Raw genomic sequence first — 23,975 nt, 5'->3', positions numbered from 1 at the left:
TATCACGCAGTTCAAGGAAAAAACCATGCGAATTCTGATAGTAGAAGATGACGAACTCCTTGCCGCCGGACTGGCGATTTCGCTGGCATTGCCTGGCTATGCCGTGGATCGCGCGGTCAGCGGCGAAAAAGCATTGCTTTCACTGGGTGCCGAGCATTATGACCTGGTCGTGCTGGATATCGGCCTGCCCGGCCAGGATGGCTTTGCCGTGCTGAGCAAGTTGCGCGAACGCGGGCTTACCGTACCGGTGCTGATCCTCACCGCACGGGATGCGGTGGCCGATCGCGTGCGCGGCCTCGACCTGGGTGCGGATGACTATATGGTCAAGCCATTCGCCTTGGGTGAATTCGAGGCGCGGGTGCGCGCCCTGCTGCGGCGCGGACATCACGCGCAAAGCGCCAAACTCAGTTGCGGGCGTCTCACCATGGATACGCTGGCGCACCGGGCGTGGCTGGGCGATAGCCAGCTCGGGCTCACCGCGCGTGAATGGGGCGTGCTGGAATACCTGTTGATGCGCCAGGGGCAGGTGCTGAGCAAAGACAAGATCATGCAGGCGGTATGCAACTGGGACGAGGAAATCAGCACCAATGCAGTGGAGGTGTACATGTCGCGTCTGCGCGCCAAGCTCGAACCTGCCGATATCAAGATTCGTACCATACGCGGCTTCGGCTATCTGCTCGAAGAAGCGAAAAATGCACACCCGTAGCCTGCGACGCCTGCTGCTGGGCTGGCTGCTGATTCCGCTGCTGGTGCTGCTGGCGCTGGGCTCAGTGGGCACTTTTTACATGGCCCGCAACGCCGCCAATGACGCCTACGACAAGGAACTGCTCGATCCCATGCTGGCGCTGGCGCAGTATATCCAGGTAGTGAACGGCAAACCGGTGTTGAACCTGCCGCCCAGTGTCCGCGACCTGCTGCTGGTGAATGCCTACGACAATATCTACTATCAGCTTGTCGCCGCCGATGGCACGCGCCTGGCGGGCAACCTGTACTTGCCGGTACCGGCGCAGATCAGCGACAAACCGGTTTTCTACAACAGTGCGTTTCGCGGGCGCGATATCCGCATCGCCGCATTAAAGATGCATTTGCCCAATGGCAGCAGCGCCTATTTACAGGTGGCGGAAACGCTGAACAAACGCGACCATCATCTGGCCGGCATTCTGGCCGAGATGCTCGCGCCAGCCGTGGTGATTGCACTGGCTGCAGTGCTGCTGGTGTGGTTCGGCATCCGGCGCGGCCTCGCACCGCTGCAAAGCCTGCAGGAAGAAATCGCGGCACGTTCGCACCGCGACCTGCGCCCGGTACCCGAACATCATGCACCCGACGAAGTACGGCCGGTGGTCGCCTCGCTCAACGCGCTGCTGGCGCGACTCAAAGATTCCATGAATGGCCAGCAGCGCTTTCTGGCCAACGCTGCGCACCAGTTGCGCACGCCGCTGTCAGGACTGCAAACCCAAGTTGAACTTGCCTTGCGCGGCACCATGTCGGCTGAACTGCGCGCCACGCTCACGCATCTCCTGGACGCCACCGTACGCACTGCGCATCTTGCCAACCAGCTGCTTACGCTGGCGCGCGCCGAACCCGGCGCCATGCCGCCCGATGCCATGCAGCCGCTGGATCTGCGCAATGTGGTCGAGGATGCTGCGCGCGAATGGGTGCCCCGCGCCATGGAACGGCAAATTGATCTCGGCTTCGATATGGAAAACGCATCCCTGGTGGGCGAGCCGCTGTTGATTCGTGAACTGCTCGCCAACCTGATTGACAATGCCCTGCGTTACACCCCGGCAGGCGGCAGCGTCACCGTGCGCTGCCTGCAGGCTGGCGCTGCGGTGCTGGAAGTAGAGGACAACGGCATCGGCATCCCCGAGTCGCAGCGCGACAAGGTGCTGGAACGTTTTCACCGGGTCGAAGGCAGCCCGGGTGACGGCTGCGGTCTGGGGCTGGCAATTGTGCAGGAAATTGCGCGGGTGCACGACGCCACGCTGGAAATCCTTGCACCGCCAGCGGGCCGCGGCACCCTGATCCGGGTGAGCTTTTCTCAATCCAGCGATTTTTCCAGCATGTAGTCATCCATCACAAACCCTGCGCCTATCTCGGTGATCACCTGCGCCGTGACGACAAAACCGTATTTCTGATACGCGGCGAGCGCGCTGTGGTTGTGCCTGTTGGTGCGTAACGTGAGGATGGTGCGGCCTTGTCTGCGCGCCTCGGATTCGACGCTGCCAAGCAGCGCAGCGCCCACACCGCGACGCTGCCAGTCAGGGTGCACATAGAGCTTGTCGAGCTTGATGCGCTGCGGGTCGCTCTCCAGGAAATAATGCACAAAACCTATCATCCCGGCGTCATTCTGCGCCACTTTCCACCAGTGGCCAGGCTGGACAAGCTGTTGCCGGATAAGCGCAGCGCCATAGCGTTGATCCAGCATGTAATCTATCTGCGCCTGGCTGATGATGCCGGGATAATGCCGTTGCCAGATGTGCCGCGCCAGCGCGCCCAGCGCCTCGGCCTGGCCGGCTTGCAGCGCGGCAATGTGCCAGTTGGACGCAATCATGGATACAGTTTCGGCTCGCCCGGTGGCCGTGTCTTGAAGCGCTTGTGCAGCCAGAAATACTGCTCGGGCATTTCGCGCACGCGCTCTTCGATGAAGGCGTTCATGCGCCGAGTATCGGCTTCCACATCCTCGCTCGGGAAATTGTCCCAGGCCGGGTAAAACTGCGCCACATAGCCCTTGCCGCCGGGTAACTGACGCGTGACACAGGGCACCACGCGGGCGCCCGCCACGCGCGCAATGCGCGGCAGCGCGGTCACCGTGGCTGCAGCAACGCCGAAAAATGGTACAAAGGCAGCATCCTTGGCGCCGAAATCCTGATCCGGCAGGTAATACAGCGGCAAGCCCTGGCGTACCTCGCGCACCAGCGGACGCACGCCATCGTGGCGGGAAAACATTTTCGAGCTGCCGAAACGGGTCCGGGCATGCAGCATGAGCCGGTCGAAATGGGGATTTTTCATGCGGCTGTACATGGACACGATCGGTGCATAGCTGGCAGTGAAGCGCACGCCCCCCATGTCCAGACCGACAAAATGCGGCGCCAGCAGAATCACCGGCTGGCCTTGCAGCGGCTGGAAATGTTCCAGCCCGGCAAAATGCACCAGGCGCTTCACCCGTTCAACGGGCGACCACCACAGAATGCCATGCTCCAGCGCAGCCCGTGCGGCACAGCGGAAATGCGCGCGCAGCACAGCATTGCGATGAGCCTGAGGCCATTGCGGAAAACACAATTGCAGATTGATTTCGCCTATGCGGCGGCGCCGGCCGGCAAAACGATACAGCAGATTGCCCAGCAGATTGCCCAGCGCCGCCTGCATGGACAGCGGCAGCCAGTGCACCAGCCACAGAAAAAATATGCCGATATGGGACATAACCTACTGCCCCGGTGGCGGCTCAACCCCGCCGGGGCGCTTGTAGCGGTTGTAGCTCCACAGGTATTGCGCCGGATACTTGCGGATCAGCGCTTCCAGTGCAGCGTTGAGTTGCGCGGCAGTGTGCTCCTTGCTGCCGGTCAGGTCGGCGTTGAGCGGCTCGATGTGGATGCGATAGCCCTGCCCCTTGGGCAGGCGTTCGCCGAACATCAATAGCGGCACCGCACCGGTGGACTGGTGCAGGCGCGCGACCAGCGTCGGCGTATAGGCCTGGCGGCCAAAAAAACTCGCCCACGCGCCTTCGCCCTTGCTGGCCACCTGATCAGGCAAAATGCCTACCGCTTCACCCTTTTTAAGCGCAGTGAGCAGCGCGCGCACGCCTTTGACATCGGTTTTGGCGAGATTGACTTTGCCGCGCCCGCGTCCTGCGCGCATGATGCCTTCCAGCCATTGCTGGCGCGGCGGACGGTACAACACCGTCATCGGCAGGCGTGCCGCATAGTACAGGCTGACAATCTCGAAGCAGCCCAGATGCGGGGTCATCGCCAGCACGCCCTTGCCTTGTTTGACGGCAGCTTCGACATGCTCCCAGCCCTGGCAGTCTTGCACCAGTTTTAAAGTCTGCTCGTAGGGACGCAGCCAGATCGGGATGATTTCCGCGCCGCCCTTGCCGATTTCCGCTGCGCACTGACGTAGCAGCGCCTGGTATTCGTTCGCGCCGGCAACAATGCCGCTCTGCCGCAAATTGTCCGCCAGACGCTTGGCGTAGCGGGCGTTGTAACGATACGTCAGGCGTCCACCCAGCGCGCCCACAACGTGCCACCAACGTAGCGGGAGGCGGGCAAACAAGCGGAGCAGAAATTGCGTCATGATAGGGAATGGTGTCGGGCGCAGCTAAAGTTTGCTACCATCCTCGCCTATTGCGATTTGGGAATGGTGCCATGAAAGAATTTATTTTTACCTCGGAATCCGTGTCAGAAGGTCATCCGGACAAGGTCGCCGACCAGATTTCCGATGCGGTACTGGATGCGATTCTAACTCAGGATCCTCACGCACGTGTAGCTTGCGAGACGCTGGTCACTACTGGTCTGGTGGTCATCGCCGGTGAAATTACCACCCACGCCACCGTTGATTACAACCAGGTGGCGCGCGAGGCAGTCAAGCGAATTGGCTATAACAGCTCGGAAATCGGCTTTGATTATCACACCTGTTCCGTACTCACCACCTTCGGCAAGCAGTCGGCAGACATCGCCCAGGGCGTTAATGAAGGCGAAGGCCTTGATCTCGACCAGGGCGCAGGCGACCAGGGATTGATGTTCGGCTATGCTTGCGATGAAACGTCTTCGCTGATGCCTCTGCCGATTTACCTGGCGCACCGCCTGATGGAGCGCCAGGCCGAACTGCGCAAGGATGGCCGTCTGCCGTGGTTGCGCCCGGACGCCAAATCCCAGGTGTCCATCCGCTACGTGGATGGCATCCCGCAACACGTGGACACCGTGGTGGTCTCGACCCAGCACAACCCGGACGTTTCCCACGCGCAAATTGAAGAAGCCGTGATCGAGGAAATCATCAAGCCGGTGATTTCCGGCGATCTGCTCAAAAACGATGTGCGCTATCTGGTCAACCCCACCGGCCGCTTCGTCATCGGCGGTCCGATGGGCGATGCCGGCCTGACCGGCCGCAAGATCATCGTCGACACTTACGGCGGCGCAGCGCCGCACGGCGGCGGCGCGTTCTCCGGCAAGGATCCGAGCAAGGTGGATCGTTCCGCCGCCTATGCCGGACGCTATGTGGCGAAGAATATCGTCGCCGCCGGTCTTGCCAGCAAGTGCCTGGTGCAGGTGGCCTATGCCATCGGCGTAGCGCGCCCGGTATCGCTGATGGTGAATACCTTTGGCACCGGCAAAATTGCCGACGAAAAAATTGCCAAGCTGGTGGAAGCCCACTTCGACCTGCGCCCCAAGGCGATTATCCAGACTCTCAACCTGCTGCGCCCGATCTATACGCGCACTGCCAGTTACGGCCATTTCGGCCGCGACGAACCGGAGTTCACCTGGGAGTCCGTCGACAAGGCCGAGGCACTGCGCGCGGATGCCTGCCTGTAAGCCGTTCAGGGGAGCGCAGCAAAAAATGCTGCGCTCGACCCGCCCTCTGCGGTAGAATTACCAACCAGCCTTGAGGAGCGTTGCGACGGGTATCCATCCCGCCAGGCTCAAGGCGTTTCAATTTGAAACCGCGCTCACGTCTTGCTTTTTTGGTCTTTATTACAGAAAGGAGGGCGTGATGAACGCCGTCACCCATTCCAGTACTACCCCCGATTACATTATTGCCGACCTGTCGCTGGCCGACTGGGGACGCAAGGAAATCAACATCGCCGAAATCGAAATGCCCGGCCTGATGGCGATCCGCGAGGAATTCGCCGCCAGCCAGCCGCTCAAGGGCGCGCGCATCACCGGCTCGCTGCATATGACCATCCAGACCGCAGTGCTGATCGAAACCCTGCAGGCGCTGGGTGCCGAAGTGCGCTGGGCATCGTGCAATATTTTCTCCACGCAGGACCATGCCGCGGCGGCGATTGCCGCGACCGGCACGCCGGTGTTTGCGGTCAAGGGCGAATCGCTGACCGACTACTGGGACTACACCCACCGCATTTTTGAATGGGCGGACGGCGGCTATTCCAACATGATCCTGGATGACGGCGGCGATGCCACCATGCTGCTGCATCTGGGCACCCGTGCCGAATCCGACATCGGCGTGCTGTCCAGGCCGGGCAGCGAAGAAGAACGTGTGCTGTTCGCAGCAATCAAGGCCAAGCTGGCGATCGATGCCACGTGGTATTCCACGCGCCTCGCGCAAATCAAGGGCGTGACCGAGGAAACCACCACCGGCGTGCATCGTCTGTACCAGATGTTTGAACGTGGCGAGCTGAAATTCCCGGCTTTCAACGTCAACGATTCGGTCACCAAATCCAAGTTCGACAACCTCTATGGCTGCCGCGAATCGCTGGTGGACGGCATCAAGCGCGCCACTGACGTGATGATTGCCGGCAAGGTCGCCGTGGTCGCAGGCTACGGCGACGTCGGCAAAGGCTCGGCGCAGGCGCTACGGGCTTTGTCCGCGCAGGTCTGGGTGACCGAGATCGACCCGATTTGTGCCCTGCAGGCAGCCATGGAAGGCTATCGCGTGGTGACCATGGACTACGCCGTGGACAAGGCCGACATCTTCGTCACCGCCACCGGCAACTACAATGTCATTACCCATGACCACATGGTGAAAATGAAAAACCAGGCCATCGTCTGCAATATCGGCCACTTCGATAACGAGATCGACGTCGCCGGCATCGAAAAATACCAGTGGGAAGAAATCAAGCCGCAGGTGGATCACGTGATTTTCCCGGACGGCAAACGCATCATTCTGCTGGCCAAAGGCCGCCTGGTGAATCTGGGCTGCGCCACCGGCCATCCGTCCTACGTGATGAGTTCGTCCTTCGCCAACCAGACCATCGCCCAGATCGAGCTGTTCACCCGTACCGCCGACTATCCGGTAGGCGTGTACACGCTGCCCAAGCATCTGGACGAAAAAGTGGCGCGCCTGCAGCTGAAAACGCTGAATGTGCAGTTGACTGAACTGACCGAGAAGCAGGCTGCCTATATCGGCGTGGACAAGAACGGTCCGTACAAGGCAGCGCATTACCGCTATTAAGCCGGATCAAAGGCGACGGCAAACACTTTACGAACCGGAGCACGACAATGCGTCTATTGTTACTGTGGTTATTGAATGCCGTGGCTTTGCTGGCTGTCGCGTACCTGCTGCCGGCCATCCAGGTGGAGAGTTTTGGCTGGGCCCTGGTGGCCGCGTTGGTACTGGGTTTGATCAACAGCGTGGTGCGCCCGGTGCTGACCATTTTGACCCTGCCGATTACGCTGCTGACGCTGGGCCTGTTTTATTTTGTGCTGAACGGCCTGCTGTTCTGGCTGGCCGGCAGTTTGCTGCCGGGCTTTCATGTCACCAACTTCGGCGCTGCATTTGTCGGCGCCATTCTCTATGGCGTGATTGCCTGGGTGCTCTCGGCTTTCATACCCGGCAATAAGGATTAAACCTGAATATGGTCAAGCGCACTTTCAGCTTTGAATTTTTCCCGCCCAAAACGCCGGAAGGCATGGACAAGCTGCGCGTCACGCGCGACCAGCTGGCCTTGCTGAAACCCAAGTTTTTCTCGGTAACGTTCGGCGCCGGCGGTTCCACCCGTGACCATTCGCTGGAAACCGTGCTCGACATCCAGCGCGCCGGCTATGCAGCCGCACCGCACCTGTCCTGTATCGGCTCCACCCATGACAATATCCGCGCCATCCTGCAGCAATACCAGACTCATGGTATCCGCCACATTGTGGCACTGCGCGGCGACCTGCCCTCGGGCATGGCCAGCACCGGCGAGTTTCGCTACGCCAACGAACTGGTGGAATTCATCCGCAGCGAAACCGGCGACTGGTTCAACATCGAAGTGGCGGCGTATCCGGAATACCATCCGCAAGCCCGCAGCGCACGTGACGATCTGCTCAACTTCAAGCGCAAGGTGGACGCGGGCGCCAATTCCGCGATCACCCAGTATTTTTTCAACGCCGACGCGTATTTCAATTTCGTCGACGAATGCGCCGCACTGGGAATCACCCTTCCCATCGTGCCAGGCATCATGCCGATCGGTAATTTCTCGCAGCTGGCGCGCTTCTCCGACGCTTGCGGCGCAGAAATTCCGCGCTGGATGCGCAAGCAGCTGGAAGGCTACAGCGACGACATCGAATCCATCCGCGCCTTCGGTCTGGATATGGTGACCGATTTGTGCGAGCGCCTGCTCAAGGCGGGCGCTCCCGGCTTACACTTCTACACCATGAACCAGGCAACGCTCACCACGACCATCTGGCAGCGGCTGGGGTTATAGCCGGCAAGCCCTTGCTTACTGCCAGCCGTAGCGGCGCGTATAGAACCGCTTCATTGCCTGAATCAGCAACACGTAGGCGAACAGGATGGCGACCAGGAACGGAAAGTAGGCTAGCGGCAGCGCTTGCAGCCTGAAGTAATGCGCGAACGGCCCCATCGGCAACAGCACCCCGACCATCATCACAGCCATCGTCGTTGCCAGCAGCGGCCAGCCGATGCGGCTCTGGATGAACGGGATTTTCTGGGTGCGCAGCATATACACGATCACCGTCTGCGACAGCAGACTCTCGATGAACCAGCCCGACTGGAACAGGGTCTGATGCGCTACCGTGTTGGCACCAAAAATGAACCACATCAGGGCATAGGTAGCGATGTCGAAAATGGAACTGACCGGCCCGAAAAACACCATGAAGCGGCTGATATGCTCCGGATTCCAGCGTTGCGGCAGCCTGACCTGCTCCTCGTCGACGTTGTCGAAGGGTATGGCGGTCTGCGAGATATCGTAGAGCAGGTTCAGCACCAGCAGATGCAGCGGCAGCATTGGCAGGAACGGCAGGAAGGCGCTCGCCACCAGCACCGAGAACATGTTGCCGAAGTTCGAGCTGGCAGTCATCTTGATGTACTTGAGCATATTGGCGAAGGTCTTGCGGCCTTCGATCACGCCTTCTTCCAGCACCATCAGGCTCTTTTCCAGCAGGATAATGTCGGCAGCCTCCTTGGCGATGTCCACGGCGGTATCCACCGAAATGCCGATGTCGGCGGCACGCAAGGCGGGCGCGTCGTTGATGCCGTCGCCCATGAAACCCACCACATGACCATTGGCTTTGAGCGCGCGCACGATGCGCTCCTTGTGCGCAGGCGAGAGCTTGGCGAACACGTTGTGCTGTTCGACCACGAGCGCCAGCTCGGCATCGCTGATTGCCTCGATCGTATTGCCCAGTATCACGCCTTGCGTCGGCAAGCCGACTTCACGGCAGATTTTGGCAGTGACGCGCTCGTTGTCCCCAGTCAGGACTTTCACGGCGACACCGTGTGCCTGCAGCGCCTTGAGTGCAGGGGCGGTGGATTCCTTGGGCGGGTCGAGGAAGGCGATATAGCCAACCAGGACCAGGCCGGATTCGTCCGCTACGCTGTAAACGTTCTGGGTGGGAGGGGTTTCTTTCATCGCGACCGCCACCACGCGCAGGCCCTCTTCATTGAGGGCGGCAGTCAGGCTATTCACCTGCGCCAGCAGTTCAGCCGAGAGCGGCTCGATCGCATCGCCATGCTGCACCCGGTTGCACACACCGAGGATCTCCTCCACCGCCCCTTTGCAGATCAGTTCGTGGTGATCATCGCGTTCTGACACCACGACGGACATGCGCCGGCGCTGAAAATCGAAAGGGATTTCGTCCACCTTGCGGTAGTGCTTTGCGACGTTGAGTTCACGATGCACTTCGGCGTGTTCCAGCACCGCTACGTCGAGCAGGTTTTTCAGGCCGGTCTGGTAGTAGCTATTGAGATAGGCGTACTCCAGCACCTGATCCGACACCTCGCCGAACACGTCAGTGTGACGAGCCAGGAAAATTTTGTCCTGGGTCAGGGTGCCGGTCTTGTCGGTGCACAGCACGTCCATCGCGCCAAAGTTCTGGATCGCGTCCAGCCGTTTGACGATGACTTTCTTGCGCGACAGCACCACTGCGCCCTTGGCCAGGGTGGCAGTGACGATCATCGGCAGCATTTCCGGAGTCAGGCCCACCGCAACCGACAACGCGAACAGGAACGCCTCGACCCAGTCGCCCTTGGTGAAGCCGTTAATGAACAGCACCAACGGCGTCATCACGAACATGAAGCGGATCAGCAGCCAGCTGACTTTGTTCACCCCGGCCTGGAAGGCGGTCGGCGCGCGGTCGGTGGTGGTCACGCGCTGGGCCAGCGCCCCGAAATAAGTTTGGCTGCCGGTAGTGACAACAATAGCCGTTGCCGAACCACTCACCACGTTGGTGCCCATGAACAGGATATTGTCCAGTTCCAGCGGGTTGGTGGCCTCCGGGTTGCGTGGGTTGGCGTACTTCTCCACCGGCAGCGATTCACCGGTCATTGCCGACTGCGCCAGGAACAGGTCTTTGGCAGTCAGCACGCGCAGGTCCGCAGGGATCATGTCGCCCGCCGACAGCACCACCAGATCCCCCGGCACCAGTTGCCTGATCGGTACTTCAACTTTGCGCGGGCCTTTCGGATGCAGGACTGCGTTGAAGTATTTGCGTGCGTCCTCGGCAGCCTCTTCGGCCGGATCACGGCGCATCACGGTGGCCGTGTTGCTCACCATCGCCTTCAGTTTGTCCGCCGCCTTGTTGGATTTGGACTCCTGCCAGAAGCGCAACAGCGTGGACAGCACCACCATGGTCGAAATGACGATAGTCGCCTTCATGTCCCCGGTCAGGTAGGACACCAGTGCGAGAATGGTGAGCAGCAGATTGAACGGATTGCGATAGCTGTGCCATAGATGCAGCCACCACGGCATGGGTTTTTCGTGCTCAACCTCATTGGCGCCGACGCGCTCGCGGATAGTCTCGGCCTCGTTTTCGCTCAGGCCGTCGGCATGCGAGCCAAGGCTGTTCAGCAACGCATCGACGTCGCTTTTGGCGGCGCCAGTCAGGGTCTGTGCCAGCGATGGTGGCACTTCTTTGCTGACACCCGTGCCGGTGAGCGCATCGAGCAGCGCCAGCCGCCGGAAGTGACGGCCCATGGCGCGGCTGCGAATGAAGCCGGCAAAAACCTCTTTCAGAATATTGAAATTCATTTTTTTCCATTCAAACGACAAATTTGAATTAGCGCATTATGTCGCAGCAGGCTGTCTCGCAGCTTACCGTGGGCATTGCATTCCAAAGGAGAACGATGAGGCGAGTTCGCAGCCATGCGCCAACATGAAGTATGGCCACGCAAAGGGTCGGTGCGAAGTGATGCAAGGGGGCCGGTCAGGGGTTGACCGGTGTTTGACACCGCTTCTCGCGCTCGGCGAGATAGCGGCAGAAGCGGTTCTGCGGGTTATCTAACCGGGCGATCGCCAGTTATGCACTGGCGACAACTGTCACCTGAACTAGTACCCACAAAGCATCTCCGCTTTAAATAACAGCGCGCATGGTAGCCCAACATGGTGGGCTTGGAAAGTGACTTTTTTTGCCGGTCAGCACTGCTCCCAGGGCAGGCCCTCGAAGCGCCAGCCGGAGAGGCTGCCGCGGTGATGATGATCGTCGAGCGGGCCTTCAAAACCGTGCAGCACATTGTAAACTTCAGTGTAGCCATGCTGCTCGAGAAACTGCCCGGCTTCAGCGGAACGGTTGCCGCTGCGACAGATCAGTACCAGTGGGCGGTCGACCGAAGTCGCACGCCGCACCTGGGCGAGAAAGTGCGGATTCACATCCCAGTCCGGAAATTCGTTCCAGGCAATATGGATGCTATCTTTCGGGTGGCCGATGAACAGGAACTCCATTTCCGAACGCACGTCGATGAATACCGCATCCGGATGGGTTTGCAGGAAAGCATGTGCTTCTTTCGGGCTGAGAGGTTGCATGCTGGCAGGCTCCGTAGACTGAGACACAAAAACCCGGGGCCTCCAGTGCATTTCCCCGGTCTGGAATCGATGGCCACCGATGAGCCGATTATTGCACAATGCTGCGGGATGAGGTGTATACCTACTGGCGCAGGATGCAAGATCAAGAAAACAGCAGACTTGCCGTTATCTGAACACACGCCATTCTCATCACAGCCTGTTCCACCGGCAATTCACGGGGTGAGTTGGTATTGACGACGTTTCGGGTTAATAAGGCCCTTGCTGTTCGCCTGCTTAACCGACAGCTGCGGTGCCACTGATAACGCCGAAAGAGGGGGCTATCTTGACTATCAGCACGATGATCTGGCGGTATGCGAAGCTGAATGCGTTGCTCGCTGTGTTATTGACAGGCAGTGCGGGGCCATCATGGGCGGGGAAGGAATATAGCTTCGGCGTACTGAATCAGCAGCCACCCGCGGCAACAGCAGCCCTATGGAATCCGATCCTTCAGTATCTGCAGACTAAAACCGGTATCGCTTTCAAGCTCAAAATGGGGACGACCGTGCAGGAGACAGATGCCATGACGGCACGAGGCGAATTCGATTTTCTGTATAGTAATCATAATTTTGATCCCCGTTATGCGCAGGCGCATTACATACCTCTGGCCCAATGGGGCGGCCACCCTCTCGTGGGACAGATTGTGGTAGATGCGAACTCCTCCATCCAAACGCTGGCGGGTCTGGAGGGCAAAACCGTCGCTTTCCCGTCCCGAGATGCTTTTGTCGCCTATCAGGTTACGGTATCAGCCTTGAAACAGGCCCATGTGACGGTCAATCAGGTTTTTGGCGCCAACCAGCGCGGCACAGCCGTACTGCTTCAAACCGGCCGGGCGGATGCCGCCAGCCTCAACAAACTGTTTTCCGATCAATTCCAGGCGGACAACAAGACTCGGTTCAGGGTACTTTATGAATCCGAGCCCTGGCCCAATATTCCGGTTCAGGCGCATCCACGGGTACCCAAGCCGGATGCCGAAGCCGTGCAGAAAACGCTGGTCGGCATGACTACCGATCCGAAAGGCCGCGCTTTGCTGAAAACCCTCGGCATCCCGGGGTTCCTGACTGTAAAAGATGCGGACTACGATGCAACCCGGCGTCTCTATCAGGAAGAACTTTAAATCCCCCTTACCGGTTGTATCCCAGGAACAATATTCATGAGTCTGCGCCTGCGTTTGTTTCTGGCAGTCACCATTGTCATTCTGGTACATACCGGCACCCGCATTTTCCTGCTATCCCAGCAAGCCCGGGAACATGCCCACGCCACCCAGCAAGACCAGGGGCAGTGGGTCAGCCGCACCCTCGCCCGGACCTTGACAAATGCCATGATTACCAACGATCTTGCCACGGTGCGCAGCACCGTGGAGTTGCTCTACTCCGAGAAAAAATTCCGCCGTATTACTGTACTGGATGATCGCGGATATGCGATTGCAGACGCACAACCGAGTACAACTGCCCTGGTTCCGAAAACGCCAGGCTGGTTTGTCTCCTACCTGGATCTGCCTATAGAGTCCGACAGCTTTCCGATTGACATTGGCGGCGTTCGTTACGGAGAAGTAACCGCCATCGTGTCCCATGGCGAGGTGATTGAGCAAACCTGGGAAAACGCGCAACGCGAAGCTTGGCTTGCCCTCATTGAAATCGCGCTGCTTTCTTTTCTGCTGTGGGGATTGCTGGAAGCGGGCTTGCGCCCTCTGACTCATTTATCCGCTGTTGTACATCGCATAGGGACAGGCGATTTCGGCACCCGTGTCAAGCATTCTGCCAGCCGCGAATTTCGCGAGTTGATCACCGTCGTGAACGATATGTCGGAAAAACTGCATATCTTTTACAAAGAACGCAAGGCAACTGAAGAAAACATACAGCGATTAAACCAGGAACTCGAAGTACGGGTAGACGAACGCACCAAAGAGCTGGAATCGGCCAACGAACGCCTGGCGTATCAAGCGTTACATGATGCCCTCACGCATCTGCCCAACCGGACGCTGCTATACGATCGACTTCGGCAGGCAATGCTCGCAGCAGAACGGAAACATCATTCCGTCGCCCTGATGTTGATGGACCTGAACCGCTTCAAGGAAATCAACGATACTTTGGGCCACCATAGCGGCGACATGGTATTACAGGCGGTGTCCTCGCGCATTACCAGCACACTGCGACAAACCGACACTGCTGCGCGCTTGGGTGGCGATGAATTTGCCCTTGTACTGCCGGGCATCGCTGGCAAGGAAGCGGCGGTGGACATTGCTCAGAAAATGCTTGCGATAGTACAAAAACCCTTGCTGCTCGAAGGGCGCAGTCTGGATATCAGCATGAGCGTAGGGATAGCGCTCTATCCGGAACAGGGCAATGAAATCGACACGCTGTTGCAATGCGCGGATGCGGCCATGTATAACGCCAAACGGAACCACAGCGGTTATGTCATGTACAGCGAAATGAATGACAGCTTCAGTATCGATCGACTGGCCCTCCAGTCCGAGTTACGGCAGGCCATAGAAAGCAACCAGCTCGAGTTGTTTTATCAGCCCAAAATCGATTGCAATAGCCATCAGGTGAGTGGGGTCGAGGCCCTGGTGCGCTGGCGTCATCCACGGCATGGCCTCATGTTTCCGGACCGGTTCATCCCCCTCGCGGAGAGCACCGGGCTGATCAAGCCGCTTACCACGTGGGTAGTACGCGACGCCTTGCGAAATTGTTGCGACTGGCACCAACTCGGGTTCCATCTGACCGTAGCAGTCAATATCTCTGCGATAAACCTGCAGGATCCCCTGTTTCCAGAAATTGTTGCCAATGCCCTGAAGGAAACCGGCGCAAAAGCAGAATGGCTGGAACTGGAGATCACCGAAACTGCGATCATGCTTGATCCCGCACTCGCCATTGACGCCATCAATCGTCTGCACGGCATGGGTGTCTCACTATCCATTGATGATTTCGGCACCGGATATTCTTCCAGGGCCTACCTGCAGAAGTTGCTGGTGGCGAAGCTCAAAATCGATAAATCGTTCGTACTGAACATGACAACCAATGCCAACGATGCAGTCATCGTGCGCTCACTGATCGGACTGGCACACAACCTGGGACTCAGCGTGGTTGCCGAAGGGGTTGAAAACAATGAGGTCTGGGAGGATCTCAAACGCCTGGGCTGCGACTCGGCACAAGGCTTCAATATGAGCCATCCCATCCCCAGGGATGAACTTCTGGTCTGGTTGAAACAGTCGCCCTGGAGCGTGACAGATGCCCCGGAATTTTCCCGACATGCATAGCGCGTCTCGTATAGAGTAGGCGTTGCGGCCATTTATCGAGCTCGCCGACCGCTCCACAAGCGGCCCACAGACCCAGCCCGGTAACGGTTCGTGCGCGCAGACCGGGCAACAAACGAGTCCGGCACAATTGCTGCCGCATTGGCTCAAGCCCCTGATTCCACGTATCATAACCGGCTTTCCGCTGCACCTTGCACCGCTATGACCACACGTACCGATTTGCTCCTCGCCGCCCTCAAAAAACGCATCCTGATCCTTGATGGCGCCATGGGCACCATGATCCAGAGTTACAAGCTGGAGGAAGCCGACTATCGCGGTACGCGCTTTGCCGATTTTGCCCATGACCCGAAGGGCAACAACGATCTGCTGGTGCTCACCCAGCCGCATATCATTCGCGCCATACACGCGGCCTATCTGGAAGCGGGTGCGGATATCCTGGAGACCAACAGCTTCAACGCCACGTCCATTTCGATGGCCGATTACCACATGCAGGATCTGGTCTACGAGCTTAACATCGAGGCCGCCAGGGTGGCGCGCAGTGCAGCGGATGAGTACTCGGCCAAAACTCCTGACAAACCGCGTTTTGTCGCCGGCATCCTGGGACCCACCAGCCGTACTGCCAGCATGTCGCCGGACGTGAACGACCCCGGGTTCCGCAACGTCAGTTTTGACGAACTGGTCGTCGCTTACACCGAAGCAACGCGCGGTCTGGTGGATGGCGGCGCGGACATCCTGATGGTGGAAACCATTTTCGACACGCTTAACGCCAAGGCCGCGCTGTTTGCGGTCGAAAAATATTTCGACGAACACGGGCTGCGTTTGCCCATCATGATTTCCGGCACGATTACCGATGCTTCCGGGCGCACCCTGTCCGGCCAGACCACCGAGGCGTTCCTGAATTCGGTGCGCCATGTGCGGCCATTGTCCATCGGCCTGAACTGCGCGCTGGGAGCGAGCGAACTGCGCCAGTATGTCGAGGAGTTATCGAGCAAGGCGGACTGCTTTGTCTCGGCCCACCCCAATGCCGGGCTGCCCAACGCGTTTGGCGAATACGACGAATCGCCCGCAGCAATGACCGCGCAGATCCGCCAATGGGCGCAGGCCGGGATGCTGAACATCATCGGCGGCTGCTGCGGCACCACGCCTGCGCATATCCAGGCGATCCGCGAGGCGGTGGGAGTTTATCCGCCGCGCGTGATCCCCGATATCGAGAAAAAGCTGCGCATCTCCGGACTGGAGCCGTTCAATCTGGGCGAGGGCGACCTGTTCGTCAACGTCGGCGAGCGCACCAACGTCACCGGCTCCAAGATGTTCGCGCGCCTCATCATCAACGGCCAGTACGACGAGGCGCTGGCGGTGGCACGCACCCAGGTGGAAGCCGGCGCGCAGATCATCGACATCAACATGGACGAAGGCATGCTCGACGCGGAAGCAGCGATGGTGCGCTTCCTCAACCTGATCGCCTCGGAACCCGACATCGCGCGCGTGCCGATCATGATCGACTCGAGCAAGTGGTCGGTGATCGAGGCGGGCCTGAAATGCGTGCAGGGCAAGTCCATCGTCAACTCGATCTCGATGAAGGAAGGCGAGGCCGAGTTCATCGAACGCGCCAAACTGTGCCGGCGTTACGGCGCGGCGGTGATCGTGATGGCGTTCGACGAAGCGGGGCAGGCCGATACCCGCGCGCGCAAAGTGGAAATCTGTACCCGCGCCTACAAAATCCTCACCGAACAGCTCGACTTTCCGCCCGAAGACATCATTTTCGACCCCAATATTTTCGCCGTCGCCACCGGCATCGAGGAGCACAACAACTACGCGGTGGACTTCATCGAAGCGGTGCGCGAGATCAAGCGCACCTTGCCGTTTGCGAAAATCTCCGGCGGCGTATCCAACGTGTCGTTCTCGTTCCGCGGCAACGAGCCGGTGCGCGAGGCGATCCACACCGTATTCCTGTATTACGCGATCCAGGCCGGCATGGACATGGGCATCGTCAACGCCGGCCAGCTGGGTGTATACGACCAGATTCCCGCCGATTTACTCGAACGCGTCGAGGATGTGATTTTGAACCGCCGCCCCGACGCCACCGAGCGCATGGTGGAATTCGCCGACAGCGTAAAAGGCTCGGCCAGGGAGCAGGTGGAAGACCTGTCCTGGCGTGAAGCCCCGGTCGGCGAACGCCTCACCCATGCGCTGGTGAAAGGCATCACCACCTACATCATCGAGGACACCGAGGAAGCGCGTCAGCAGGCCGCGCGCCCGATCCACGTCATCGAAGGCGCGCTGATGGATGGCATGAACGTGGTCGGCGACCTGTTCGGCGCGGGAAAAATGTTCCTGCCGCAGGTGGTGAAATCGGCGCGCGTGATGAAGCAGGCGGTGGCGCATCTGATTCCGTTCATCGAAGAAGAAAAGCTGCTGAGCGGCGTGGCTGCCGAGGCCAAAGGAAAGATCATCATGGCCACGGTGAAAGGCGACGTGCACGACATCGGCAAGAACATCGTCGGCGTGGTGCTGGCGTGCAACAACTACGACGTGGTGGATCTGGGCGTGATGGTGCCCGCCGCAAAAATCCTGCAAGCCGCAGTCGATGAAAAGGCCGACATCATCGGCCTGTCCGGACTGATCACACCCTCGCTGGAAGAAATGGCTCACGTCGCCAAAGAGATGGAACGCCTCGGCATGAAGCTGCCGTTGCTGATCGGCGGCGCCACCACTTCGCTGGCCCATACCGCGGTTAAAATCGAGCCTCATTACAGCGGCGCCACGGTGTATGTAAAAGACGCTTCGCGCGCAGTCGGGGTGTGCACGCAACTCCTCTCCCCGGAGTTGCGCGACGCCTACATGGCCGAGGTCAAGGCCGATTACATCCGCATCCGCGAAAGCCACAAGGGCAAGCGTGCCCAGTCCAAACGCGCCACCCTGGCGCAAGCGCGCGCCAACGCCCTGGTCACCGACTGGAACGCCTACACGCCACCGGTACCCAGACAGCTGGGTGTGCAGGTATTCACGCATTACCCGCTGGCGGAGATCGCCCGCTATATCGACTGGACCCCGTTCTTCCAGACCTGGGAGCTGCACGGACGCTATCCCAAAATCCTGCACGATGAAGTGGTGGGCGAGGAAGCGCGCAAGCTGTTTGCCGATGCGCAGGCGATGCTGAAACGCATCATCGACGAAAACTGGCTGCACGCCAACGGTGTGATCGGCCTGTTCCCGGCCAACCGCTTAGGCGACGACATCGAAATCTACACCGACGAATCGCGCACCCAGGTGGCGATGACCTACCATGCCCTGCGCCAGCAAATGGAAAAGCCACCGGGCCGCCCCAATATGTGTCTGGCCGACTTCATCGCACCTAGGGACTCCGGCGTAAAAGACTATATCGGTGCCTTTGCCGTCACCGCCGGGCTCGATATGGACGAGCGTGTGGCCGCGTACGAAAAAGATCTCGATGACTACAATGCCATTCTGTTCAAGGCGCTCGCTGACCGTTTCGCAGAAGCTTTTGCCGAGTGCATGCACGCCCGTGTACGGCGCGAATTCTGGGGATACGCCGCAGACGAAGCACTCAGCGACGAAGAACTGATCGATGAAAAATATCGCGGCATTCGTCCCGCGCCAGGGTATCCAGCGTGCCCCGAGCACAGCGAAAAAGCACCGTTATTCGAACTGCTGCAAGCTACCGAAAACACCGGTATGCAACTGACTGAAAGTTTCGCCATGCTGCCCGCCTCAAGCGTGTCCGGATTCTATTTCTCGCATCCGGAATCCAGCTACTTTGCCGTCGCCAAGATAGACCGCGACCAGCTCGAGGATTATGCACAGCGCAAGGGCTGGGATATTGCCACCGCCGAGCGCTGGCTGGCGCCAAACTTGGGCTACGACGGCGAAGTATAAATGGACATTGGGTCAATTTCCCGGACTGACCATTCCTTCATTTCGGACACTCAATTTTGGTGGAATCTTTGCGCTAACCTGGGCTGAGAGACGCTATCGAAGACGGGATATCAGGTAGAATTTCAGGGCAAAAAATACCCGTAGTACTTTGGGCAACGGATTGGAGCATAGCCTATGCAATTTGCTCAGCCGGGTTAAGCCGCCCGCTTGGCCTACCAAAGCGGGGCATATCAATCGCATCGTCAATAATGACGAGATTAGCTCACCGAAATCGGCACAATATGGTCGTCGATAAGTTTTACATTCCCGCCCGGGTACTGGCGCCGGTATGCTGCGACTCTATCCATATTGCTTCTTCCAGCGTCATCAAGCGGGGTACGGCAAAAGTCATATCGTGCCGCATTACGTCAGTCCCGGACTGCGCCGGCACGGTGGAAAGATGATTAAAACTGGGGGCGTCAATGCGTCCGGATTCGATGTCGAATACAATCATGATGCACCTCCGTAGTGAAACTGCTCATGCCTGATATGCTGCCAGGCACCCAAATTACAAGCAATATTTACGCCCGATTAATACCATGTCTATCCCTGCCGCCTATCTGGGCGTAATCCTGATCTGGTCTACCACTCCGCTGGCTATCCAATGGAGCGGGGTGGGGGCGGACTTCATGTTTCCGTTATTGGTGCGCATGCTCATCGGCCTGGGGGCGTGCCTGGTTCTGATGCGTGTGCTGCGCATCAATATGGTGCGCTCGCGTGCCGCACTCAATGCCTACGTGGCTGCCGGTTCCGGTATTTTCGGGGCAATGTTGCTGGTGTACTGGGGTGCGCGCTACGTACCGTCCGGTCTGATTGCCGTGTTGTTTGGCCTGATTCCGTTATTTACCGGGCTGATCGGCCTGGTAATGAGCGACGCGGAACGCCTGACTCCGGCCAAACTGGCGGGTATTGTGCTGGGGCTGGCCGGGCTGATCGTCATTTTTGGCGCAGGTGCAAAAACCGGTGCGCAGGCACTGCCCGGGATTGCGGCCATCCTGTGTGCGGTGGCAATTCAGGCTGCCAGCCTGGTATGGGTCAAGCGCACCGGTGTTGCGCTACCTGTGCTGGCGCTGACCACGGGCGCACTGACTTTGGTGGTGGGACTGCTGCTGCCGCTGTGGCTGATACTGTTCGGACATATCCCGCAGTGGAGCATGCGTGCCGGGCTGTCCACACTTTACCTAGGGATTTTCGGCTCGGTGGCAGGGTTTACCTTGTATTTTTACGTCACCAAACATCTGCAAGCCGGTCAGGTCGCGCTGATTACCTTGATTACGCCGGTAAGCGCGCTCTTGCTTGGGCAGACGCTCAACGGTGAACGCCCGGGTGTCGACGTATGGCTCGGCACCGTGCTGATCCTGCTCGGACTGGGCATACATCAATGGCGCTTGTGGGTGCGCATGGCCAGATAAACCCAACAAGTTTTATTCAGGCATTATTAAATGCTCTAAAGTGAAGACTTCATACAACAGCATAAAGGGGGAAACATGGGACTGTTTGACGAAGCAATGAATATGGTCAAGGGCCAGATGGCCGGTGGAGAAGGCCAGGGCGGCTTGATGAGCGTAGTGTTGGGGCTGGTCAACAATCAGCAATCCGGTGGACTGGCCGGCCTGATTTCGCAGCTTTCTCAAGGCGGGCTGGGCAACGCCGTGTCCTCATGGGTCGGTACCGGTGCAAATCAGCCGGTTTCCGGTGAAGCCATTCAGCAGGCGCTGGGCAGCAGCAAGATTCAGGAACTCGCCGCGCAGGCCGGCATCTCGCCAGACGCCCTGTCCGCAGGGCTGGCGCAAATGCTGCCCGGCGTTGTCGACAAGCTCACGCCCAATGGTGAAGTCCCATCGGACGATCTGGTAGAATAGGGCATGGCATTGCTCAAAGGCAGGCTGTTCGGCTGAGATTGGGTAGTACAATTAAAAGCCGCGACCTTGTTGCGGCTTTTTTTATGCCCGCCGAACAGGCTATCATGCACAATTGCCCGAAAAAGGACAGCAATGAGCCTCATCATCAATCCCAATGCGCCACCCGTTCCGCCGCAGGAAAAACGCGTTACCCTGAAGACCCGATCCGGCGAGATGGTGAGCGCGGACCTTACCCTGCAAGACGATAAAGGCCGCCAGAGCGCGGCCGAGTATATCCACCATCTGTTCCAGTCGATTCGCGAAAAGCTGGGTGAAGTAGTCATCACACAAGTGACGGAAAGCGCCGATCCCAACGACGTGGCCGAAAACAAGCGCCGCATTCTCTACATTGCCGCGTTTCACGATTCCATGTTCGGCACCTTCAACCGCGTCACCAAGCTGCCGGAGGATGAACGTAACGAGTTCGTCGAAATCTTCCTGCTGGCGGTCGCCACGCTGATGCCGGGGCGTAATATCCTGGTGGATCTAGGCAAGGGCACGATTAGCGACGGCGCAGGGCTCAGCTGAACTTTTAACCGAACCAATTTTTACGATAGCGATTCCATGCATCTGCACATTCTGGGTATCTGCGGCACCTTCATGGGCGGCATTGCCGCCATTGCCCGCGCCGCCGGTCACACTGTTACCGGCTGCGACACCAATGTCTATCCGCCCATGTCCGACCAGTTGCGCGCACTGGGCATAGAACTGATCGAAGGATTCGATCCCGCCCAGCTTGATCTCAAACCCGACGTATTCGTCATCGGCAATGTGGTCACGCGCGGCAACCCGTTGATGGAAGCGGTACTCGATCGCGGGCTGCCATACATTTCCGGCCCGCAATGGCTGGCGGAAAACGTGCTGCACGGCAAATGGGTGCTGGCCGTCGCGGGTACCCACGGCAAAACCACCACCACCTCGATACTGGCGTGGATACTGGAAGACGCCGGTCTGACGCCGGGCTTTCTGGTGGGCGGCATCCCGCAGAATTTCGGCATCTCTGCACGCCTGACCGAATCGCCGTTTTTCGTGATCGAGGCTGACGAATACGACACCGCATTTTTCGACAAGCGCTCCAAGTTCGTCCACTATCGCCCGCGCACCGCGATCCTCAACAACCTGGAATTCGATCACGCCGACATCTTTCCGGACCTGCCCGCCATCGAGACCCAGTTCCACCACCTGGTGCGCACCGTACCGGGACAGGGACGGATCATCGCCAATGGCAGCGAAGACAGCCTGCGCCGCGTCATTGCGCGCGGCTGCTGGACCCCGGTGGAATGGCTGGGCGTGGCGGACGACTGGACTGCCAGCGGCGGCGAGGCCAGCTTCGACGTGGAATTCAACGGCAAGCCGCAAGGCCGGGTGGAATGGGGGCTGATGGGGGCGCATAACGTACACAATGCCCTGGCCGCCATTGCCGCCGCCCGCCACGCCGGTGTTTCCACACAAGTCGCGTGCGAGGCGCTGGGACGCTTCGAAAACGTCAAACGCCGCATGGAAATCCGCGGCATCATCAATGGCATCACCGTATATGACGACTTTGCTCACCACCCCACCGCCATCGCCACGACGGTGGGGGGTCTGCGCCGCAAGGTGGGTATAGCGCGCATTCTCGCTGTACTGGAACCGCGCTCCAACACCATGAAGCTGGGCGCGATGAAAGACGCCTTGCCCGCCAGCCTGAAGGATGCCGACAAGGTGTTCTGCTACGCTGCCAATCTGGGCTGGGACGCCGATAGCGTGTTTGCCCGGATGGGAGATATCGCCCAGGTACACAACAATCTCGATGCGCTGGTTGCAGCTATAGTCAGCGAGGCGCGGCCTGGCGACCAGGTGCTGGTCATGAGCAACGGCGGGTTTGGCGGCATCCATGAAAAACTGCTGGCGCGTTTGTCCACGCGATAACGGCCTTGTCCCCGTAACCTGTCGGAAACGATGCCCGTTCCGTCGGCTTCAAGTTCGACGATCAAAAGCCGATATAGCAATTAATGGAGTTGCCCTGAAAAACTAAAAAAACCGCAGGGATCGAGGAGGAATGGGGTATGGGAAAGTTTATATCCGGCAAAGGCTGGCTACTCGCCTGCCTGCTGAGTCTATGGCCCATTCTGGGTGCTGCGCAGGGAAACACGCTGGTTGTGGGTATATTGCCCACGCTGAGTCCGCGCGTCCTGCTCAATAACTATCAGCCGTTCCGTATCTATCTCCAGCAGACGTTAAAACGCCCGGTTGAATTGGTGACTGCAACGGATTTTGCTGCTTTCCACAAAAGCACGATGGCGGGCGAGTATGACATCGTGGTGACCGCCGCGCACATGGGACGGCTTGCGCAAATCGACAACGGCTATCTCCCGCTGGCCACGTATAAGGCAGCGAATCGGGCCTTACTATTGACCTCCCTAACTGCCCCGCTCAAATCCATTCGGGATTTGCGCGGACGTACAGTTGCCACCCTGGATCGCTTTGCGCTGATTACCGGTCAAGCCTTGGCCTGGCTGGAAGAGCAGGGCTTGCGCGAGGGATCGGATTTCCGTCTGCTGGAAACACCCAGCCATAACAGCTCGGGATATTCAGTCCTGAGCGGAGAAAGCGCTCTGGCCATCATCTCCCCAGCGGGCTGGAAGCAGATGCCGGCGAACATCAAGGAGGGGCCCCAGGTTTATGCCCGTCTCCCTGAGATACCGGGTCTCGTGTGGCTGGCAAATCCGCGTCTGACGCGCGAAGTCCCGCAGCTCAAATCAGCACTGCTGGCTTTTTCTCCAGCCCTGCCCGAAGGCAAGCAATTCTTCGAAGTGACCGGCTATCTGGGCATGCGCGAAATCACGCCCGAGGAGATGAAGTCTCTCGACTCCTACGCCCGCTATCTTCAGCAACATCTGGACCACTAGCCTTGTTATTGAATATGCCGCGCGGCCTGTCGCTGCGTTCCAAGCTGGTC

General features: G+C 59.0%; 20 protein-coding genes and 1 riboswitch. Of the genes, 14 read left to right on the top strand and 6 right to left on the bottom strand.

The window, feature by feature from the left end; translation table 11 throughout:
* Positions 1-25 precede the first annotated feature (25 nt).
* Together ACFDAU_RS00530 and ACFDAU_RS00525 are read left to right on the top strand one after the other, a co-directional pair.
* Positions 26-706: a response regulator gene (locus ACFDAU_RS00530; protein WP_124703638.1), complete on the top strand. Its 681-nt coding sequence runs from the start codon at positions 26-28 to the stop codon at positions 704-706.
* Positions 693-2,066, top strand: a complete 1,374-nt coding sequence (locus ACFDAU_RS00525; RefSeq protein ID WP_413438094.1) for a sensor histidine kinase — start codon at positions 693-695, stop codon at positions 2,064-2,066. Before ACFDAU_RS00530 ends, ACFDAU_RS00525 begins: the two co-directional genes overlap by 14 nt.
* On the opposite strand, the gene ACFDAU_RS00520 is transcribed toward ACFDAU_RS00525, so the two are convergent.
* From ACFDAU_RS00520 to ACFDAU_RS00510, 3 genes are read right to left on the bottom strand one after another with little or no spacing between them, the layout of a single operon-like run.
* Complete coding sequence (locus ACFDAU_RS00520; protein WP_413438093.1) at positions 2,039-2,551, bottom strand: GNAT family N-acetyltransferase; 513 nt, start codon at positions 2,549-2,551, stop codon at positions 2,039-2,041. The two genes, ACFDAU_RS00525 and ACFDAU_RS00520, sit on opposite strands and share 28 nt — an antisense overlap.
* Positions 2,548-3,420, bottom strand: coding sequence for a lipid A biosynthesis acyltransferase (locus ACFDAU_RS00515; RefSeq protein WP_413438092.1), 873 nt, complete (start codon positions 3,418-3,420; stop codon positions 2,548-2,550). The genes ACFDAU_RS00520 and ACFDAU_RS00515 overlap by 4 nt, the downstream gene beginning before the upstream one ends.
* Positions 3,421-3,423: 3 nt before the next feature.
* Positions 3,424-4,290 carry a lysophospholipid acyltransferase family protein gene (locus ACFDAU_RS00510; RefSeq protein WP_413438090.1) on the bottom strand — a complete coding sequence of 289 codons (867 nt, stop codon included), beginning with the start codon at positions 4,288-4,290 and terminating at the stop codon, positions 3,424-3,426.
* Positions 4,291-4,361: 71 nt separating this feature from the next.
* Between ACFDAU_RS00510 and metK the strand changes: the two genes are divergently transcribed.
* The 4 genes from metK to metF all read left to right on the top strand — a co-directional run bounded on the left by metK (position 4,362) and on the right by metF (position 8,356).
* On the top strand, positions 4,362-5,525 hold the full coding sequence (gene metK, locus ACFDAU_RS00505; protein ID WP_413438089.1) for a methionine adenosyltransferase: 1,164 nt from the start codon (positions 4,362-4,364) through the stop codon (positions 5,523-5,525).
* 66 nt (positions 5,526-5,591) lie between these two features.
* Positions 5,592-5,668, top strand: a riboswitch (S-adenosyl-L-homocysteine riboswitch).
* Between the two features lie 35 nt (positions 5,669-5,703).
* On the top strand, positions 5,704-7,122 hold the full coding sequence (ahcY, locus tag ACFDAU_RS00500) for an adenosylhomocysteinase (RefSeq protein WP_413438088.1): 1,419 nt from the start codon (positions 5,704-5,706) through the stop codon (positions 7,120-7,122).
* A gap of 47 nt (positions 7,123-7,169) precedes the next feature.
* On the top strand, positions 7,170-7,517 hold the full coding sequence (locus ACFDAU_RS00495; protein WP_413438087.1) for a phage holin family protein: 348 nt from the start codon (positions 7,170-7,172) through the stop codon (positions 7,515-7,517).
* Between the two features lie 8 nt (positions 7,518-7,525).
* Positions 7,526-8,356, top strand: coding sequence for a methylenetetrahydrofolate reductase [NAD(P)H] (gene metF / locus ACFDAU_RS00490; protein ID WP_413438086.1), 831 nt, complete (start codon positions 7,526-7,528; stop codon positions 8,354-8,356).
* 15 nt (positions 8,357-8,371) lie between these two features.
* On the opposite strand, the gene mgtA is transcribed toward metF, so the two are convergent.
* Together mgtA and ACFDAU_RS00480 are read right to left on the bottom strand one after the other, a co-directional pair.
* On the bottom strand, positions 8,372-11,137 hold the full coding sequence (gene mgtA, locus ACFDAU_RS00485; protein WP_413438085.1) for a magnesium-translocating P-type ATPase: 2,766 nt from the start codon (positions 11,135-11,137) through the stop codon (positions 8,372-8,374).
* Positions 11,138-11,521: 384 nt separating this feature from the next.
* Positions 11,522-11,908 (bottom strand): rhodanese-like domain-containing protein, encoded by a 387-nt coding sequence (locus tag ACFDAU_RS00480; protein WP_413438084.1) that lies wholly within the window; start codon positions 11,906-11,908, stop codon positions 11,522-11,524.
* Between the two features lie 322 nt (positions 11,909-12,230).
* On the opposite strand from ACFDAU_RS00480, the gene ACFDAU_RS00475 reads away from it, so the two are divergent.
* The 3 genes from ACFDAU_RS00475 (at position 12,231) to metH (ending at position 19,097) form a co-directional block, all read left to right on the top strand.
* A complete protein-coding gene (locus ACFDAU_RS00475) occupies positions 12,231-13,061 on the top strand; it encodes a phosphate/phosphite/phosphonate ABC transporter substrate-binding protein (RefSeq protein ID WP_413438083.1) in 831 nt (276 codons plus the stop codon).
* A gap of 36 nt (positions 13,062-13,097) precedes the next feature.
* Positions 13,098-15,203: a putative bifunctional diguanylate cyclase/phosphodiesterase gene (locus ACFDAU_RS00470; protein ID WP_413438082.1), complete on the top strand. Its 2,106-nt coding sequence runs from the start codon at positions 13,098-13,100 to the stop codon at positions 15,201-15,203.
* 198 nt (positions 15,204-15,401) lie between these two features.
* Complete coding sequence (gene metH, locus ACFDAU_RS00465) at positions 15,402-19,097, top strand: methionine synthase (protein ID WP_413438081.1); 3,696 nt, start codon at positions 15,402-15,404, stop codon at positions 19,095-19,097.
* A 298-nt stretch (positions 19,098-19,395) separates the two neighbouring features.
* Here the strand turns inward: metH and ACFDAU_RS00460 are convergent, their stop codons facing one another.
* The gene (locus ACFDAU_RS00460) at positions 19,396-19,590 is read right to left on the bottom strand and encodes a hypothetical protein (RefSeq protein ID WP_413438080.1); all 195 of its coding nucleotides are present in this window, start codon (positions 19,588-19,590) and stop codon (positions 19,396-19,398) included.
* Positions 19,591-19,675: 85 nt separating this feature from the next.
* Here ACFDAU_RS00460 and ACFDAU_RS00455 point away from each other — a divergent pair, with 85 nt between their 5' ends.
* From ACFDAU_RS00455 to ACFDAU_RS00435, 5 genes are all read left to right on the top strand, one after another.
* Positions 19,676-20,548, top strand: a complete 873-nt coding sequence (locus ACFDAU_RS00455) for a DMT family transporter (RefSeq protein WP_413438079.1) — start codon at positions 19,676-19,678, stop codon at positions 20,546-20,548.
* A 75-nt stretch (positions 20,549-20,623) separates the two neighbouring features.
* Positions 20,624-20,998 carry a YidB family protein gene (locus tag ACFDAU_RS00450; RefSeq protein WP_413438078.1) on the top strand — a complete coding sequence of 125 codons (375 nt, stop codon included), beginning with the start codon at positions 20,624-20,626 and terminating at the stop codon, positions 20,996-20,998.
* A gap of 132 nt (positions 20,999-21,130) precedes the next feature.
* Positions 21,131-21,565 (top strand): hypothetical protein, encoded by a 435-nt coding sequence (locus ACFDAU_RS00445; protein ID WP_413438077.1) that lies wholly within the window; start codon positions 21,131-21,133, stop codon positions 21,563-21,565.
* Positions 21,566-21,601: 36 nt separating this feature from the next.
* On the top strand, positions 21,602-22,945 hold the full coding sequence (gene mpl / locus ACFDAU_RS00440) for a UDP-N-acetylmuramate:L-alanyl-gamma-D-glutamyl-meso-diaminopimelate ligase (RefSeq protein WP_413438076.1): 1,344 nt from the start codon (positions 21,602-21,604) through the stop codon (positions 22,943-22,945).
* 137 nt (positions 22,946-23,082) lie between these two features.
* Positions 23,083-23,925 carry a phosphate/phosphite/phosphonate ABC transporter substrate-binding protein gene (locus ACFDAU_RS00435; protein WP_413438075.1) on the top strand — a complete coding sequence of 281 codons (843 nt, stop codon included), beginning with the start codon at positions 23,083-23,085 and terminating at the stop codon, positions 23,923-23,925.
* Positions 23,926-23,975 lie beyond the last annotated feature (50 nt).

The organism is Sulfuriferula sp. GW1, assembly GCF_047300855.1.
GTDB lineage: Bacteria > Pseudomonadota > Gammaproteobacteria > Burkholderiales > Sulfuriferulaceae > Sulfuriferula.
This window is presented reverse-complemented; position numbering and strand designations above follow the sequence as displayed.